The sequence below is a fragment of the Pararhizobium sp. genome (genome assembly GCF_965279435.1).
Classification (GTDB): Bacteria; Pseudomonadota; Alphaproteobacteria; order Rhizobiales; family Rhizobiaceae; genus Pararhizobium.
Genome location: NZ_CBDIHY010000003.1, coordinates 1,519,865 through 1,535,533 on the forward strand (window position 1 = coordinate 1,519,865; position 15,669 = coordinate 1,535,533).

Annotated in this window: 16 protein-coding genes; 6 read left to right on the forward strand and 10 right to left on the reverse strand. The window is 60.0% G+C overall.

Annotated features, from left to right (window positions below; genetic code table 11):
• A complete protein-coding gene (xseA, locus tag ACQY8Q_RS12790; RefSeq protein WP_428426916.1) occupies positions 1 to 1,593 on the reverse strand; it encodes an exodeoxyribonuclease VII large subunit in 1,593 nt (530 codons plus the stop codon).
• Between the two features lie 187 nt (positions 1,594 to 1,780).
• On the opposite strand from xseA, the gene ACQY8Q_RS12795 reads away from it, so the two are divergent.
• Complete coding sequence (locus ACQY8Q_RS12795) at positions 1,781 to 2,011, forward strand: hypothetical protein (protein ID WP_428426917.1); 231 nt, start codon at positions 1,781 to 1,783, stop codon at positions 2,009 to 2,011.
• A gap of 77 nt (positions 2,012 to 2,088) precedes the next feature.
• On the opposite strand, the gene ACQY8Q_RS12800 is transcribed toward ACQY8Q_RS12795, so the two are convergent.
• Positions 2,089 to 3,075 (reverse strand): Gfo/Idh/MocA family protein, encoded by a 987-nt coding sequence (locus ACQY8Q_RS12800; RefSeq protein WP_428426918.1) that lies wholly within the window; start codon positions 3,073 to 3,075, stop codon positions 2,089 to 2,091.
• Positions 3,076 to 3,248: 173 nt separating this feature from the next.
• On the opposite strand from ACQY8Q_RS12800, the gene ACQY8Q_RS12805 reads away from it, so the two are divergent.
• Together ACQY8Q_RS12805 and ACQY8Q_RS12810 are read left to right on the forward strand one after the other, a co-directional pair.
• Positions 3,249 to 4,193 carry an aldo/keto reductase gene (locus ACQY8Q_RS12805; RefSeq protein ID WP_428426919.1) on the forward strand — a complete coding sequence of 315 codons (945 nt, stop codon included), beginning with the start codon at positions 3,249 to 3,251 and terminating at the stop codon, positions 4,191 to 4,193.
• Positions 4,194 to 4,212: 19 nt separating this feature from the next.
• Positions 4,213 to 4,656 carry an N-acetyltransferase family protein gene (locus tag ACQY8Q_RS12810; RefSeq protein ID WP_428426920.1) on the forward strand — a complete coding sequence of 148 codons (444 nt, stop codon included), beginning with the start codon at positions 4,213 to 4,215 and terminating at the stop codon, positions 4,654 to 4,656.
• Here ACQY8Q_RS12810 and ACQY8Q_RS12815 read toward each other — a convergent pair.
• On the reverse strand, positions 4,653 to 5,270 hold the full coding sequence (locus ACQY8Q_RS12815) for a hypothetical protein (RefSeq protein ID WP_428426921.1): 618 nt from the start codon (positions 5,268 to 5,270) through the stop codon (positions 4,653 to 4,655). The genes ACQY8Q_RS12810 and ACQY8Q_RS12815 overlap by 4 nt on opposite strands.
• 150 nt (positions 5,271 to 5,420) lie before the next feature.
• Here ACQY8Q_RS12815 and ACQY8Q_RS12820 point away from each other — a divergent pair, with 150 nt between their 5' ends.
• Entirely contained in the window at positions 5,421 to 5,780 is a 360-nt protein-coding gene (locus ACQY8Q_RS12820) for a nuclear transport factor 2 family protein (RefSeq protein WP_428426922.1), read from the forward strand.
• 684 nt (positions 5,781 to 6,464) lie between these two features.
• Here the strand turns inward: ACQY8Q_RS12820 and ACQY8Q_RS12825 are convergent.
• From ACQY8Q_RS12825 to infC, 7 genes are all read right to left on the reverse strand, one after another.
• Positions 6,465 to 7,655 (reverse strand): TCR/Tet family MFS transporter, encoded by a 1,191-nt coding sequence (locus ACQY8Q_RS12825; RefSeq protein WP_428426923.1) that lies wholly within the window; start codon positions 7,653 to 7,655, stop codon positions 6,465 to 6,467.
• Positions 7,656 to 7,978: 323 nt separating this feature from the next.
• Positions 7,979 to 8,425, reverse strand: a complete 447-nt coding sequence (locus ACQY8Q_RS12830; RefSeq protein ID WP_428426924.1) for a hypothetical protein — start codon at positions 8,423 to 8,425, stop codon at positions 7,979 to 7,981.
• 209 nt (positions 8,426 to 8,634) lie between these two features.
• Entirely contained in the window at positions 8,635 to 11,061 is a 2,427-nt protein-coding gene (pheT, locus tag ACQY8Q_RS12835) for a phenylalanine--tRNA ligase subunit beta (RefSeq protein WP_428426925.1), read from the reverse strand.
• Between the two features lie 77 nt (positions 11,062 to 11,138).
• Positions 11,139 to 12,224, reverse strand: coding sequence for a phenylalanine--tRNA ligase subunit alpha (gene pheS, locus ACQY8Q_RS12840; RefSeq protein WP_428426926.1), 1,086 nt, complete (start codon positions 12,222 to 12,224; stop codon positions 11,139 to 11,141).
• A gap of 106 nt (positions 12,225 to 12,330) precedes the next feature.
• Positions 12,331 to 12,735, reverse strand: coding sequence for a 50S ribosomal protein L20 (gene rplT / locus ACQY8Q_RS12845; RefSeq protein WP_113245493.1), 405 nt, complete (start codon positions 12,733 to 12,735; stop codon positions 12,331 to 12,333).
• A gap of 36 nt (positions 12,736 to 12,771) precedes the next feature.
• Entirely contained in the window at positions 12,772 to 12,975 is a 204-nt protein-coding gene (gene rpmI / locus ACQY8Q_RS12850; RefSeq protein WP_112644609.1) for a 50S ribosomal protein L35, read from the reverse strand.
• A gap of 223 nt (positions 12,976 to 13,198) precedes the next feature.
• Positions 13,199 to 13,735: a translation initiation factor IF-3 gene (gene infC / locus ACQY8Q_RS12855; protein WP_113245492.1), complete on the reverse strand. Its 537-nt coding sequence runs from the start codon at positions 13,733 to 13,735 to the stop codon at positions 13,199 to 13,201.
• A 216-nt stretch (positions 13,736 to 13,951) separates the two neighbouring features.
• Between infC and ACQY8Q_RS12860 the strand changes: the two genes are divergently transcribed.
• The gene (locus ACQY8Q_RS12860) at positions 13,952 to 14,755 is read left to right on the forward strand and encodes an alpha/beta hydrolase (protein ID WP_428426927.1); all 804 of its coding nucleotides are present in this window, start codon (positions 13,952 to 13,954) and stop codon (positions 14,753 to 14,755) included.
• 224 nt (positions 14,756 to 14,979) lie between these two features.
• Positions 14,980 to 15,603 (forward strand): transglutaminase-like cysteine peptidase, encoded by a 624-nt coding sequence (locus tag ACQY8Q_RS12865; protein WP_428426928.1) that lies wholly within the window; start codon positions 14,980 to 14,982, stop codon positions 15,601 to 15,603.
• Positions 15,604 to 15,669: the final 66 nt, after the last annotated feature.

Sequence of the window (15,669 nt, forward strand, 5' to 3'; positions counted from 1 at the left end):
CTAGAACAGACTGCCTTGTTTGGACGGTGCTGCGTCCGCCGGTTTGTCGGCACGTTTCTTTGCCGGCTGTGGTGGCGGTGTGGCGCTCCCCTCGACCGTCACCGCATTGATAGACCCATCAGCAAATTCGATGGCGATCGTCTGGTTGAGAGACAGGGCCGCAGCGCCCTTCACCGGCGCACCGGTTTCGTCGCGCACCAGCGCATAGCCGCGTTTCAGCACGTTGCGATAGGATAGCGATTGCAGGATGCGGTCGTGCGCCGTCACCGCACTGCGCCGGCGCCGCAGGTCGGCCAGAAGCGCGCTGTCGGCCCTGCCGGAAAGGCCGGTCAGGCGATCCTGAGACCGGTGAATCTGGCTCAGCAAACGGGCGGGCAGGGTGCGGAGCGCAACATCGGCGGAGGATACCCGCGAGGCGGAGCGCTGCAGCAGGCGCTCGACGATGCGCTCGGCGCGGATCATCCGCTCGCCAAGCTTCTGGCGTCTCTCGTTGATCCGGTTCGAGAGAACGTCCGGCCGCAGATGCGCGGCGATCCGCTCAAAGCTCCGCCGCTTGTTGGCGGTGTTCATCTGCAACCCGCGGCCCAATCCTACGGATGCCTCGTCGAAACGGCGGCGGGGCAGCGCCAGCAACTGATCGAGCGAGGGCAGGGCACGGGTCAACGCCCGCACGCTCTGGCGGCGATTATCCATCTGCCGCCCGACGGCAGATTTCAGCCGTGCGGAGAGTGCCGAGGTTGCAGCCTCCAGATCGGCCTTTACTGGCACGGCCATTTCCGCAGCCCCTGTCGGCGTCGGCGCCCGCTGGTCGCTGGCATAATCGATCAAGGTCCAGTCAGTCTCGTGGCCGACGGCGGAGATCAGCGGAATCTGCGAATTGGCCGCCGCCCGCACCACGGCTTCGTCGTTAAAACTCCAGAGATCCTCCAGGCTACCGCCGCCGCGCGCAACGATCAAAAGGTCGGGCCGGGCGATCGGGCCGCCAGCGGTAAAGGCGTTAAAACCTTCGATCGCAGCAGCCACCTCATTGCCGGAGCCTTCGCCCTGTACTCGCACCGGCCAGACGATGACATGGACTGGAAAGCGGTCGGCAATGCGGTGCAGGATATCGCGGATGACGGCGCCGGTCGGCGAGGTAATGACGCCGATGATTTTCGGCATATACGGCAACGGCCGCTTGCGCGAGGGATCGAACAAGCCTTCAGCACCGAGCTTGCGCTTGCGCTCCTCGATCAGCGCCATCAGGGCGCCAGCGCCTGCAGGCTCGAGCGTTTCGATGACGATCTGGTATTTGGAGGAGCCGGGGAACGTCGTCACCTTGCCGGTGGCGATCACTTCCATGCCCTCTTCCGGCCGGAACTTCAGCCGGCTCATCGTGCCCTTCCAGATGACGGCATCGATGCGCGCCTTGTCGTCTTTCAGGGAAAAATAGGCGTGCCCCGAGGAATGCGGGCCGCGATAGCCGGAAATCTCGCCACGCACCCGCACCTGGTCAAAGGCCTGCTCGACCGTGCGCTTGATGGAGCCGGACAGTTCGGAGACCGAATACTCGGCGAGATTGGAGGGCGAATCGGATTCGAAGAACGAGTTCATCCGGCTATTTTGCCGTGCCCGGCGGCGGATAGCCAGCCTTTGGCGCTGCTCTCAACAAAGCTTTCACCATACCTGCGGTTTCATACCGTCCAAACCGGGCGCATGGCGCCTGACACGTTGAAATTTAAGTCAATTTTAGCCCATCCGCCCCAGTGTTGCCGCATTATGATTATGGCGGGAGGGTCGGATGATAATCTTGACCGCATTTGCAATCGGATTGTTGGCGGCGGGCACGCGATCGTTGATTTGTTATTTGATGACGCCCTGGCTGATCATCATTGCCTTTGTCTTGGCAGCGCTCTGTTCGTGGGGGAATGTGTCGCTGCTCGCACTCGGGCTGGCGATTTTGGCGTATAATGCAGGTATGGCCGCAACATTTCTGACCGCGCTGGTCGTGGCGCTGCGCTCCGAGGCATAGACATCCGGATCCGCGATGCCGGTCATGCAAACCCGCCGCGCTGTTGCCGGCGGGTTTCTGTTTGGTGTGAAGCGGGCTTAGACCGGTTCCCAGCCGTCCTTCTCGCTGGCGCGATAGATGGCGTCGATCAGTTTCTGGTTGTTGACCGAGCTCTCCAGCGTCACGACTTCTTCCGCTTCCCCCTTCGCAGCGCGCGAAAAGGCTTCTGCCTCCAGCTTGTACTGGCGGGCGTCCTGGAAACGGAAAAGCTGCGACTGCGAGTGATTCTGGTTTGTCAGTTCCAGTTCTTCGGCGCCGTAACGGTCGGCGTTGAAGGGGGATTTGACCTCGATGAAACCCTTGTCGCCGTGAAACACCATGATCTGGCGGGCGGCGAGCTGGGTGGAGATGTAAAAACTCAGCTCGAAATCACCAAAATCGGCCCGCACGCTCGAATAGATGTCGGTGCCGAATTCCGGATCACGGTCGGTGTTCGCCTGAACCCGGACAGGCTCCTTGCCGGTGACGAAACGGGTCGAGATCGTCGGGTAGACGCCGATATCCGGCAATCCGCCGCCGCCGAGTTCCGGCTTGTTGCGCATGTTGCCAGCATCACGGTTGTAGTAGGTGAAAGCGCCCTGCACATGCCGCAGCTTGCCGATCGCGCCTTCCTTGAGCAGCGAGCGGACCTTGTGCCAGACGGGGCTGTAGGTGACCATGAAGGCTTCGGAGATCAGCACCTTGTTGCGGTCGCGCGCCTCGATCACGGCGTCGATTTCCGATGCCTTCAGCGCCATCGGCTTTTCGCAGAGCACGTGTTTTCCGGCATTGGCGGCCTTGATCGTCCATTCGATATGCTGCGAGGTCGGCAGCGGAATATAGACAGCGTCGATCAGGTCAGAAGCAAGCATTTCCTCGTAGGAGCCGAAAGCATGCGGCACCGAAAAGCGATCGGCCATCTCGCGCGCCCTGGACAGGTCGCGGCTGGCAATCGCGGTGACGACGCAGTTTTCAGCGTCCTGAATGGCGGGAACAACGAGTTCGCGGCCGATCTTGGCCGTCGACAGAATACCGAAACGCAACATGATGTGTCCTCTCCGTTTTGGCGGCACAGTATCTCCGAGGTACGTGCCTATCAAGCTATCCATGCCGGAATAAAATTGCCGCCCCGCATGTAAAAGCACTGTACCCCGCCTATGTCCTTGGTGCAGACTTCACGCCTCCCAAGCGATGATCCCAAACAATCTGGAGCGACCCTATGCAAAAGCGAACCCTTGGCCGCACGGGCCTGCCGATCGCGCCGCTGGTTTTCGGCGGCAATGTCTTCGGCTGGACCGCCGATGAGAAAACCTCCTTCCAATTGCTCGACGCCTTTTTCGACGCGGGCTTCAATGCGATCGATACCGCAGACGTCTATTCTTCCTGGGTTCCCGGCAATGCGGGCGGCGAGTCCGAGATGGTCATCGGCAAATGGTTGAAGGGCCGTGTCCGGGACGAAGCCGTCATCATCACCAAGGTCGGCTCTGACCTGGGTCCGGGCAAAAAGGGCCTTTCGGCAACGTGGATCATGCAGGCGGTGGAGGATTCCCTTCGCCGGCTTCAGACCGATCATATCGATGTCTATCTCTCGCATTGGCCGGATGACGAGACGCCGTATGAGGAAACGCTCGGCGCCTATGACAAGCTTCTGCAGCAGGGCAAGATCCGCCATGCCGGCGCCTCCAATCTGAATGCCGAGCAGTTGCGGGCGGCGCTGGATATCTCCGTAAGTCAGAACCTGCCGCGCTACGACGTGCTGCAGCCGGAATATAATCTTTATGACCGGGCATCCTTCGATGGGCCTTTGCGCAATCTCTGCATCGCCGAGGATATCGGCGTCATCAGCTATTTCGGCCTGGCGCGGGGCTTCCTGTCGGGCAAGTATCGCTCGCACAAGGATTTGGAAGGCTCGGCGCGCGGCAGTGGGGTCGGCAAATATCTCGACGGACGTGGCATGCGCATCCTCGGTGCGCTCGATGAAGTGGCGGCCGATACCGGTAATACGCAGGCGGAAATTGCGCTGGCCTGGATCATGGCGCGCAAGGGCGTCACGGCCCCGATCGCCAGTGCCACCAGCCTGAAGCAGCTTCAAAGCCTAACGAAATCGGCTTCGATCACCCTGTCCGACGAAGCCGTCCGGCTGCTCAACGAAGCCAGCGAATAGACGCAAAGGGAGGTGGACCATGAGTGTTGAGATCCGCGATGCTGAAGCAGGTGACGAGGCCGATTGGCGCAAGCTCTGGGCAGGTTATGTCGCCTTCTACAAGGTTGCCGTATCCCAAGAGGTGACGGCTACCACCTGGGCACGGATCATCGACCCGGCGACACCGCTGTTTATGCGGGTCGCCGTTCTGGATGGCCGGGCGGTCGGCTTCGCCATCTGCCTCCTGCATGAGGCAACCTGGGTCAAGGAGCCGGTCTGTTATCTGGAGGATCTATTCCTTGACGAGGTTGCGCGTGGACAAGGCATCGGCAAGGCGCTGCTCGACGACCTTGTCACCAAAGCCAAAACCAACGGCTGGGCGCGCCTGTACTGGCACACCGACGAAGGCAACGAGACGGCGCGAAAACTCTACGATCACTATACCGAAGCCGATGGCCACGTGCGCTACCGGATGAGCTTCTAGCTCTTGAGTACCGGAAAGGCCTTGTAAAAATCCGCATGATCGCCGGAATGGTTGTCCATGCCCGCCTTGGTCAGAAGCCCCGCCGGCGCGATATAGCTGCGGATGCGCCGTACCGGCCGTTCATGCCACTGGATGTTGACGGCCCAGAGCTTTGGGAAGAAGCAGAGCGAGGCATAGGGCAGGTGATCGTGGATCCACCAGGCCAGCGATTGCCAGCCGCCAATGGCGGCGCGCCGGTCCCAGACCCAGGGGATGACGATGCAGGCGGTGGCGCCCATGCAACCGTCGGCATCGCGCATGTCCCAGATATGGTCGGCGGCCGTTGCCGCATTGGTTGAGCAGTTGAGCTTATGACGATTGCCGAACTCGTTGACCAAACGCGACCGGTAGCCGGAGCGGATGTGCAGCCGCCCGAATGTCCGTTGCAACGGCTCCAGAAGCTCCTCGCAGAGTTTTGTACCGGCGGCGATTGCCAGTTGCGGATCGTCGGGAATATTCGGCATGCCGTAGAAATCGGCAATTTCAGAATGCAGGAAGTCGCGCAGGAAGAAGTTTTCCGACAGCCGCGCCCGGCCCATATCCTCCAGTGCTTTCATCGATCCCGGCTTTTTCATCGGATGCTCCTTGGTTTTGGTAAAGACTATGCCGCAGCCGTAGACCAAGCCACCCGTTTTCCGTGCGCCAAGTCTTGGAACGATCCGCCGTCTCGCCTTCATTCGCTCGCGCCTTCATGCTAGGATCGGCGGTCAGCAAGGGAGAGAAGCATGTCCGACGAGCAGTCTATCGGTGCAGTCGTTCACCTCTATGTCGATGGCATGGCGTTCTGCAACGAGGCGGCGCTGCGCAAGGCGTTCCATCCGGATGCCAAGATCATCGGCCATTACCAGGGCGCCGTCGAATGGATGTCCCGCGACGATTTCATCGCGGCTACCCTCGCCGAGCCGCCGGCCCCTCCCGGAACCCAGCCCCTGATGGATATCGAGATCACCGACATCGAAGGCGACGCCGCCTTCGTCAAGGTAGCCGACGAATTCGGCGGCATGCGGTTTACAGATTACCTGTCGCTGCTGAAGATCGACGGCCGCTGGGTGATCGTCAACAAGCTGTTTCATCTGCACCGATAGGGGGGACTTGGCCAAAGGGTTGCTGCGGTTCTTGTCCTTTCCTTGGGAGATCGCCGCCTTCCTCAACGGTCTATAACCACGCCCGGAAATCCGCCGTGGGTCTGCTGGTTCGGTTGACTTGGCCGGGGCGCTGGAAAGTGCCGGGACAAAGTAAGGTATATGACGCCTTCCAGCGCCCCGTTCAGTGTTCGACGATGGCAACTCCGGTTTCTCTGCGGGGATGACGGCGCCCTTTTGATACGGGGTGACGCTGACGTTGCCGCCGCGCCAGGAAAGATACTGCTGTCGCAATACCGCTCGCCGGTCCTCATGTGTGCCTCACAGGCACGCCCCGCCATTTTGCAGACGGGAGGGAAACCACTTTCTGACCATCCACCGGAGAAAGGCTTACGTCTGTCCTCCGCCCGGCACCGGCCCTGTCTCACCGCTACGCCTAGCGGTCTCGCCGATGACAGGACGCGATGATGATGACACAGGTTCTGATCGCGGGGATTTGCGGGGATGAAAAAAGCTCTCGGTCGGGTCGCGTGGCTCCGGCCGCTCATTCTATGAGGCTGGAAACATGAAGTATTTCAGGGGTATGAACGTCCACCACACCCGTTTTCCAGCGCGCAGTCCGTCTTGATGGACTGCCGCGTATCCCCGTCAGGATCTGCTTCCAATCTGTTGCGGAGAGCGACGGCCTTATGGTGCCATTGCCGCCCCGGGCTTCAATCGCAGGCCAAGCACCAAAAGCATGCCGATCGCGTAGACGGCGACGACCGATAGCCAGATCGCGCCGGGCCATTGTTGCCTGAAGACGAAATAAAAGCTCGAAAAGGCCAGCGGGGCCACGATCGAGGCAAGGCTGACAACCGAGGCCAGCACGCCCTGGAACTGGCCTTGGCTCCGCTCGTCGACCTGCCGGGTCGCGAGGGCCTGCAGCGCTGGCACCCCGATACCGCCAAGCGCAAACACCGGCATGATCGCGAAGATCATCCAGCTTTCCGTGGCGAATGCCATGACGATGAGGGCAATGCAGGTGCCGGTGACCCCGGCCAGAATAGCTGTCCGTTCGCCGAGAAGTTTTACGGCCGGACCCGGCAGGAATGCCTGGGCAAGCGTCTGGCAGATACCGAAGGCACCGAGCGACAGACCGATCCACAGACCGTTCCAATGGAAGGCGTCGCTGCCCCACAGCGCCCAGCAGGTGCCATAGGCCTCGCCGGTGGCGCTGAAAATGAAGAAAATGAAGACGATCGGCAGCACGCTCTTCATCGAGAAGACCCAGCGCAAGGGGCGCAACGGATTGAGTGCGCCGAGATCCAGTGTCTCGCGTGTTGGCGGACGGGATTCCGGCAGGATGAAGTAGGCCAGAAGCAGATTGCAGCCGTTGAGCAGCGCGGCTGCGATGAACGGCAGCCGCAGCCAATGATCGCCAAGGACGCCACCGAGAACGGGGCCGATGATGAAGCCGATGCCGAACATGGCGTTGAACAGACCAAAGCGCCGGGCGCGTTGGTCCTCGGCAGAGATGTCGGTGATATAGGCCATCGCCACGGCGATGTTGGCGCTGGTCAGGCCGGCGATGGCGCGGCCGATAAGCAGCATCCAGAGATTGGATGCGAAAGCCAGAAAGAGATAGTTGATGGCCGCACCGCCAAGCGAAATCAACAGCACCGGCCGGCGGCCCAGCCGATCGCTGAGCGCACCGAGCACCGGGGCAAAGATAAACTGCATCACCGCATAAAGCGCGGTCATCGTGCCGATATAGGGCGCGACGTTCTGGGTGTGGGTGACCTCCTGCAGCAGCGAGGGCAGAATGGGAAAAATGAGACCGATGCCGATGGCATCAAGGACAATGGCGGTAAAAATGACAAGTAGAGGCCTGTTCATGGCGCGATCCGATCGACGCAGGCATGCAGACGCGATCAGCGCCGATGCGTGCAATAGGGCCTGACGGAGGTCCGGCGTGTGGTTTATGGGAAACGCTGGCCGATCCATGCCAAAATGCGCAGGGATGGCGTGTGCTTGACCACCTGGACGACAATTCGTCCACCTGTTTACTCCGCTACTGAGCGGATCAAGGGAAGCGGCCGCTTTTCGCGACGGATGTTGTTTACATCGAGCGATTGCGCACGGCAAGTTCGTTTTTAGCTGCGGTAAAGAGGTGCGCCATTTGGCACGCAGGTGTTTGTTGGTGTCGGTTGATTGCTCAGCTAGTCAGAGCTCGACCCCATCAAGATCGTTGCACTTGTCGCGTTTTGGAAAAGCAGCGCGAAGTCCCAAAATACGGGATATGCCGGATGCCCATCCCGTAGCGAAAAAGACTCGGTTTTTGTCGCCGTTTTGACCAGCTCACCGACCTGTTTCTTGAGCGCATCCATCAAGGAAGCGAGCTTTTCAGATGCCATTACAGCTGCGGAAGGTCCAGCACCAGGGTCGCCAGCATAGAGCAAGGCTTCTTCCACCACGGTCCAGACAGATGCATTTTGGACTTCTTCAATGCTGCTCAAAACCGCCCCTTCCCCCAAAGCTGTTTTAATCTGGGCGACTGAGGTCGATGGCTGCGTCAGTGACATCTCAAACGACTCAAGAAAAACGGCGTAATTTGTTGCGTCGTTTTCCAGGACACTTACGATTTCTTTCAGGGTCTTTGTGCCCATCGCATGTCTCCTTATCGGAGCCTCGCAATTGGTTTGTCGGCTCACTTTGATATTCTGATGCAAAAGCACTCGATATCGAGCCTCAACCACATGTCAGATTTTTCAACGCTGGGAGCAATAGACCAGCGGCTTAATTACCCTTGGACGGTTGGCGGCCAAGCCCCGGACAACCAGAGGAGCAGGAAGCTCACCCCTCTGGTGTCTCATTCTCAAGCCCGCAAAACTCCACCGGTGTTCTTCGTCACGTTGGCGATGATCTTGCTGGTGAGGGCTTCGAAATCCTCGTCGGTCAGCGTGCGGTCTGCCGGCTGGATGACGACTTCGATGGCGACGGACTTCTTGCCTTCGCCAACGGATGCGCCTTCGAAAATGTCGAAGACGTTGACGCCGGTGACCAGCTTGCGGTCGGCGCTTGATGCGGCCTTCAGGATCGCACCGGCTTCGACGGACTTGTCGACCACGAAGGCGAAATCGCGCTTGACGGCCTGGAAGGGCGAAAGCTCCAGCGCCGGTTTGGTGCGGGTGGCCTTCTTCTTCGGCTCAGGCATGGCGTCGACAAAGACTTCGAAGCCTGCGAGGGCGCCGGACACGTCGAGCGCTTCCAGCACCTTCGGATGGAACTCGCCAAAGGTGCCGAGGATGATCTTCGGGCCGAGCTTGATCGTGCCGGAGCGGCCGGGATGATACCAGGACGGGCCGCCGGCTTCGAACTGGACATTGCCCATCGGCACGCCGCAGGCCTCGAGAACGGCAATGGCATCAGCCTTGGCGTCGAACACGTCGACCGGCTTGCCACCGCCCTTGGTGGCATTCGACCAGGAGCGGCCGGCACCCGCAAGCGAGGCGGTGCCACGGCGGATGCCGCCGGCAACACGCCGCTGCCCGGTGGGCGTGTCGTTCTCATAGGTGCCGGAGACTTCAAAGATCGCCACGTCGCCAAAGCCCTTGTCGGCATTGCGCTGGGCGGCGGTCAAAAGACCGGGCAGCAGCGATGGCCGCATGTCGGACATGTCGGCGGCGATCGGGTTTGCCAGCGACAACGAGGCTGCGCCGCCGCCGAAAAGCTCGGCCTGCGCCTTCGAGATGAACGACCAGGTGACGGCTTCGAGCATGCCGCGGGCGGCCAGCGACCGCTTGGCAAGCCGGGTGCGGATCTGCAGGGTCGTCAGGATCTTGCCATTGACGGCGCCAAGGCTTTCGATCGGTTCAGGCTTGATATTGTCGACGCCATGGATGCGCATGACTTCTTCGACGAGGTCGGCCTTGCCATCGACATCGGGACGCCAGGAGGGGACGGAGACGGAAACGCGTTCACCGGAGCCTTCAACGCCGAAGCCGAGGCCCTTGAGGATCGAAATCGCCTCTTCCGAGCTGACCTCAAGACCGGTCAGGCGCTTAACCTCGGACACCGGGAAATCGACGACTTTGGCCGTGTAGCCGGCATAGCCGATCACATCGGTCTTTGCCGCCGTACCGCCGCAGATGTCGAGAACCAGCTGGGTGGCGCGCTCAAGGCCGGAAACCATGTATTCCGGGTCAACGCCACGCTCGAAACGGTAGCGCGCATCGGTGATGATCCCCAGCGAACGGCCGCTCTTGGCGATGTTCATCGGGTCCCAGAGGGCGGATTCAATCAGCACATCGACAGTGTTCTCGTCGCAGCCGGAATGCTCGCCGCCCATGATGCCGCCGATCGACTCGATGCCGTTGTCATCAGCGATAACAACGTTAGCCGGCGAAAGAGTGTATTCGCGCGTATCGAGCGCCAGAACTTTTTCGCCTTCAACGGCACGGCGGACGGTAAGGTTGCCCTTGACCTTGGCTGCATCGAAGACGTGCAGCGGTCGGCCCTGGTCGAAGGTCATGTAGTTGGTAACGTCGACCAAGGCATTGATCGGACGAAGGCCGATGGCGAGCAGACGCTGCTGCATCCATTTCGGGCTCGGGCCGTTCTTGACGCCACGCACCAGACGGAGCGCAAAGCCCGGGCAGAGATAGCTGTCTTCGCCGAGATCGAGCGTGACTTTGGTGGTGGTGTCGCCTTCGGCCTTGAAGGCCGGTTGTGGCGCTGTCTTCAACGTGCCGAGACCGGAGGCGGCGAGATCGCGGGCAATGCCGTAGATCGAGGTGCAGTCCGGCCGGTTGGGCGTCAGGTTGATCTCGATCATCGGATCGTCGAGCCCGGCATAGGCGGCAAAGCTGGTGCCGACGGGTGCGTCTTCCGGCAGGTCGATGATGCCGTCATGGCTGTCCGACATCTGCAGCTCTTTTTCCGAGCACATCATGCCATGGCTTTCGACGCCGCGGATGGTGCCGACTGCAAGCGTCACGTCGATACCCGGAACATAGGCGCCGGGCGCGGCGAAGGCACCGATCAGGCCGGCGCGTGCATTCGGGGCGCCGCAGACAACCTGGATCGGGGCGCCGGTGCCGGTATCGACCATCAGTACCCTGAGCTTGTCGGCTTGCGGATGTTTTTCGGCCGAGACGACCTTGGCAATGACGAAGGGCTTGAACGCCGCCTTGTCATCGACATCCTCGACTTCGAGCCCGATCGCCGTCAGACGCGCGCAGATCTGTTCAAGGGTGGCATCCGTTTCCAGATGGTCTTTCAGCCAGGAGAGTGTGAATTTCATGATTTCACTCGTGTCCTAATGTCTTGCAAATGCTTCCGTCTGCGGAAGCCTTCGCGGAAATTGTTCAATCGACAGTCTTACGCGCTCAACCCGCCAAACAGCGTCGGCATGTCGAGCGGGCGGAAACCGTAATGGCTCATCCAGCGGACGTCGGCGTCGAAGAAGTTTCTGAGGTCCGGCATGCCGTATTTCAGCATGGCGATGCGGTCGAGACCCATGCCCCAGGCAAAGCCCTGGTAGACATCGGGATCAAGGCCGCCGGCGCGCAGAACGTTCGGATGAACCATGCCGCAGCCGAGGATTTCCATCCAGTCGGTGCCTTCGCCGAACTTGACGATCGGCCCGGAGGAACGGTCGCACTGGATATCGACCTCGAAGGACGGCTCGGTGAACGGGAAGAACGACGGGCGGAACCGCATCGTCACGTCATCGACCTCGAAGAAGGTCTTGCAGAACTCTTCCAGGATCCAGCGCATGTTGGCGACATTCGACTTGGTGTCGACGACGAGGCCTTCGACCTGATGGAACATCGGCGAATGGGTGGCGTCCGAATCCTGACGGTAAGTCTTGCCCGGGATGATGATGCGGATCGGCGGGCTCGAGGCCTCCATCGTGCGGATCTGCACCGGCGAGGTATGCGTGCGCAAGACCTTGCGCTCGCCCTTCTCGTCGGGATTGAAGAAGAACGTATCGTGCATCTCACGGGCCGGGTGACCTTCGGGGAAGTTCAGCGCGGTGAAATTGTAATAGTCGGTTTCGATATCCGGACCTTCGGCAATCGAGAAGCCCATGTCGGCGAAGATCGCGGTAATCTCGTCGATGATCTGGCTGATCGGATGGATACGGCCGCGCTCTGCAGGCGAGGAGCGCACCGGCAGCGAGATATCGACGGTTTCGCGGGCCAGCCGCTCGGCAATTGCCGCGTCCTTCAGTTCGGCCTTGCGGGCGGTGATCGCGGCAAAGACATCGGTCTTCAGCGCGTTGATGGCGGCACCGCGCGTCTGGCGCTCTTCCGGCGTCATCGTACCAAGCGTTTTCAGCAGCTCGGAGATCGAGCCCTTCTTGCCAAGCGCATTGACGCGCACGGCTTCGATCGCGGCTTCGTCACCGGCAGCGGTCACTTCGGCCAGCAGATTGTCTTTCAGTGTTTCCAGATCGGACATCGTTCATTTCCCGGTTCATTGCCGTGATCGGTCAAAGAAAAACCCGCGCCAGCCGAGCCAGCGCGGGTTTCCCAACTAATATTGAAAGGCTTGGGAAGCGCTGGTCTTAACGAACCGCGCTTTCAAACTCGTTCTTGGTGCCGGCTTCCTTGAGGTAATCCAGCGCCTTCTTTGCAGCGGCGATCAGGGCGCCGAATGCTGCCGGCTCATGGATAGCCATGTCGGAGAGAACCTTGCGGTCGACTTCGATGCCAGCCTTCGACAGACCGTCGATGAAACGGCCGTATGTCAGGCCATGTTCGCGAACGGCAGCGTTGATGCGCTGGATCCAGAGAGCGCGGAAGTTGCGCTTGTTGACCTTGCGGTCGCGATAGGCAAATGCCTTCGAGCGATCCACAGCAGCCTTGGCTGCGCGGATGGTATTCTTGCGGCGGCCGTAGAAGCCCTTGGCTGCCTTGAGTGTCTTCTTATGCTTGGCGTGGGATGTTACGCCGCGTTTTACACGTGCCATGATATGATCTCCTTAAAATCCAAAGTGCCAGACGTCTTAGAGACCGTTGGGCAGGTAGTTCTTGATGACCTTCTTGCCATCGGGCTCGGCCAGAACCATCGTTCCGCGGGCGGTACGAATGAACTTGTTGGACCGCTTGATCATGCCATGGCGCTTGCCTGCGGCAGCTGCCATCACCTTGCCGGTCGCGGTGATCTTGAACCGCTTCTTGGCCGAGGATTTCGTCTTCATCTTGGGCATTTTGCTACTCCATTCTTCTTGGTTTTGAGATCGACTGACGAGGTCGTCTCCAGCGTAAAGAACGGCCACGGCATGCCCTGCCGGACCGTTCGGACGGGGGCTTGTAACCGAAGCGCCCGAAAAGTGCAATGGGACTCGGGATATTTCCCGTTTGCCCATCGTCAAAATGAAAAAGCCGCCAGTCCGGCGGCTTTCATCAGGTCGCGGCCTGGAAGCGAGGCGCTTACCTCGGAGCCAGAACCATCATCATCTGACGGCCTTCCAGCTTCGGCTCGGCTTCGACCTTGGCGATTGCCGTGGTGTCTTCCTTGACCTGGAGGAGCAGTTTCATGCCCAGTTCCTGGTGCGCCATTTCGCGGCCGCGGAATTTCAGGGTCACCTTGACCTTGTCGCCTTCTTCGAAAAAGCGGTTCATCGCGCGCATCTTGACGTCGTAGTCGTGCGTGTCGATGTTCGGACGCATCTTGATCTCCTTGATCTCGATGATCTTCTGCTTCTTGCGTGCCTCGGCGGCTTTCTTCTGCGTTGAGTATTTCAGTTTGCCCAGATCAAGGATCTTGCACACCGGCGGTTCCGCGTTCGGCGAAATCTCGACGAGGTCGAGGCCTAGTTCTTCCGCCATGCGGAGCGCCTGTTCGGTGGGAATGCTGCCGTGGTTTACACCTTCGGCGTCGATGAGCTGAACCCGGAGGGACCGGATTTCCTTGTTAGAGCGGGGCCCGTCTTTGACAGGGGCGTCCGTTTTGAACGGTCTGCGAATGGTCGTACTCTCCTCGAGCTGTTACGAATGCAATGTCGGTTGATAGCGCTTTGTCCCGGCAAAATGCCGTCCAACTGCCGATTGGTCTTCATGTGTAAATTGCTGCGGAAAAGTCAATAACACAGCTCTTCACGAAAATCACCACCTGTCAGGCATTCGGAGAATCTGTTTTAGAAAGAAAATCAACGCGAACCGCTTAAAAACAAGGAAAACAGCATGTCATCGCCAATGTGGAACGCCGATCCCGACACGCTTGAAGTCGGTACGGGCAGCGAATCGCGCCGCATCGCCATGCGCATCCTGCCGGCAAAGAGCGGTAATACTCTGCCCACGCTGATCTGGCTGGGTGGCTACCGGTCGGACATGACCGGCACCAAGGCCGTCGAGCTGGAGCGTCATGCGGCTGATCTGGGTTCCGCCTGTGTCCGGTTTGATTATTCCGGTCATGGCGCCTCGGGCGGTGCCTTTACCGACGGGACGATTTCCCGGTGGCTGGAGGAAAGTCTCGCGGTCATCGATCATGTTGGACCGGAGCGCATGGTGCTGGTCGGCTCGTCGATGGGGTGCTGGGTGGCGCTCAGGCTGATTGCCGAACTGCGGGCGCGGGGTCAAGGTGCAAAGATTGCTGGTCTCGTCTTGATCGCGCCGGCGCCTGATTTCACCAGCGACCTGATCGAACCGAACCTGTCAGACGCCGAACGGACCTCGCTTACCGAGCGCGGCTATTTCGAAGAGCCGACGCCCTATGGTCCGGATCCGAATATCTTCACGGCGCAACTGATCGAGGACGGACGGAAAAACCGGGTACTAACCGGTATTATCGAGACCGGCTGCCCGGTGCATATCCTGCAGGGCATGCAGGATCCCGACGTTCCCTATGGTCATGCCTTGAAACTGATGGAGCACCTGCCGTCAGATGATGTTGTGATGACGCTCATTCGCGACGGCGACCATCGCCTGTCGCGGCTGGAGGACATCGAGCGCATTCTGGCCGCCGTGGATGCCATGTCCACCGGTTAACCACCGAAAACCCTGTCGCCAAAGGCCTTGCCGGGCATTTTAACCATATCCGGCGATCCCCGATTCAGCAGATTGACTTCGTTTCGGCCGCGCTGTTAACTCTTTGTTAACAATTAGAGCGGCGCGCGGCGGGGTTTCACCGCGAAAGCTGACCACAGATTTCAGGCTTTCGCGGGGATTCTTTCTGGAGTGTTTCAGAAGAAGCCGCGCTACAGGGGACACGCATGGCGCAGTTGATGGGCATCAGGAAAGTGGTCGTGGCACTTGCGGCTGTTTTCGCTTCGGCAGGCATTGCCGTCCCGGCGCCGTCGGTAACCGCGCTGTCGATGCAGACCGGCGCCATTACCTCGCAGCCGATCGGCCATTACGAGTTCTGCCAGACCCACCGTCCGGAATGCGAGATCAAGACCAAATCGACGGTAGCACCACGCGTCACCGATTTCGGCTGGTCAGTCATTCGCGAGGTCAATCTCGCCGTTAACATCGAAATCACCCCGATCACCGACATGGACCTGTACGGCAAGGACGAGGTCTGGGCCTATCCGGACACCGGCGCCGGCGACTGCGAGGATTTTGTTCTCCTGAAGCGCAAGCGCCTGATGGAAAAAGGTTTCTCTCCGTCTGACCTGTTGATCACCGTTGTCCGCAAGCCGGATGGCGAAGGCCATGCCGTCTTGACCGTGCGCACGGCGCAAGGTGACTTCATCCTCGATAATCTCGAAAATGAAGTGAAGATCTGGAGCAAGACACCCTATCGCTTCCTCAAGCGCCAGGCGTCGTTCAATACGGGCCGCTGGGTGACGATCGAGAATGGTGCGGAAGTGCTGGTCGGTTCGGTCGGGAACTGATTGCCGCCAAAGTGTGAATTTGAACAAGGGCGCGACCTGTGGAGGTCGCGCCCTTCTTGTTTTTGA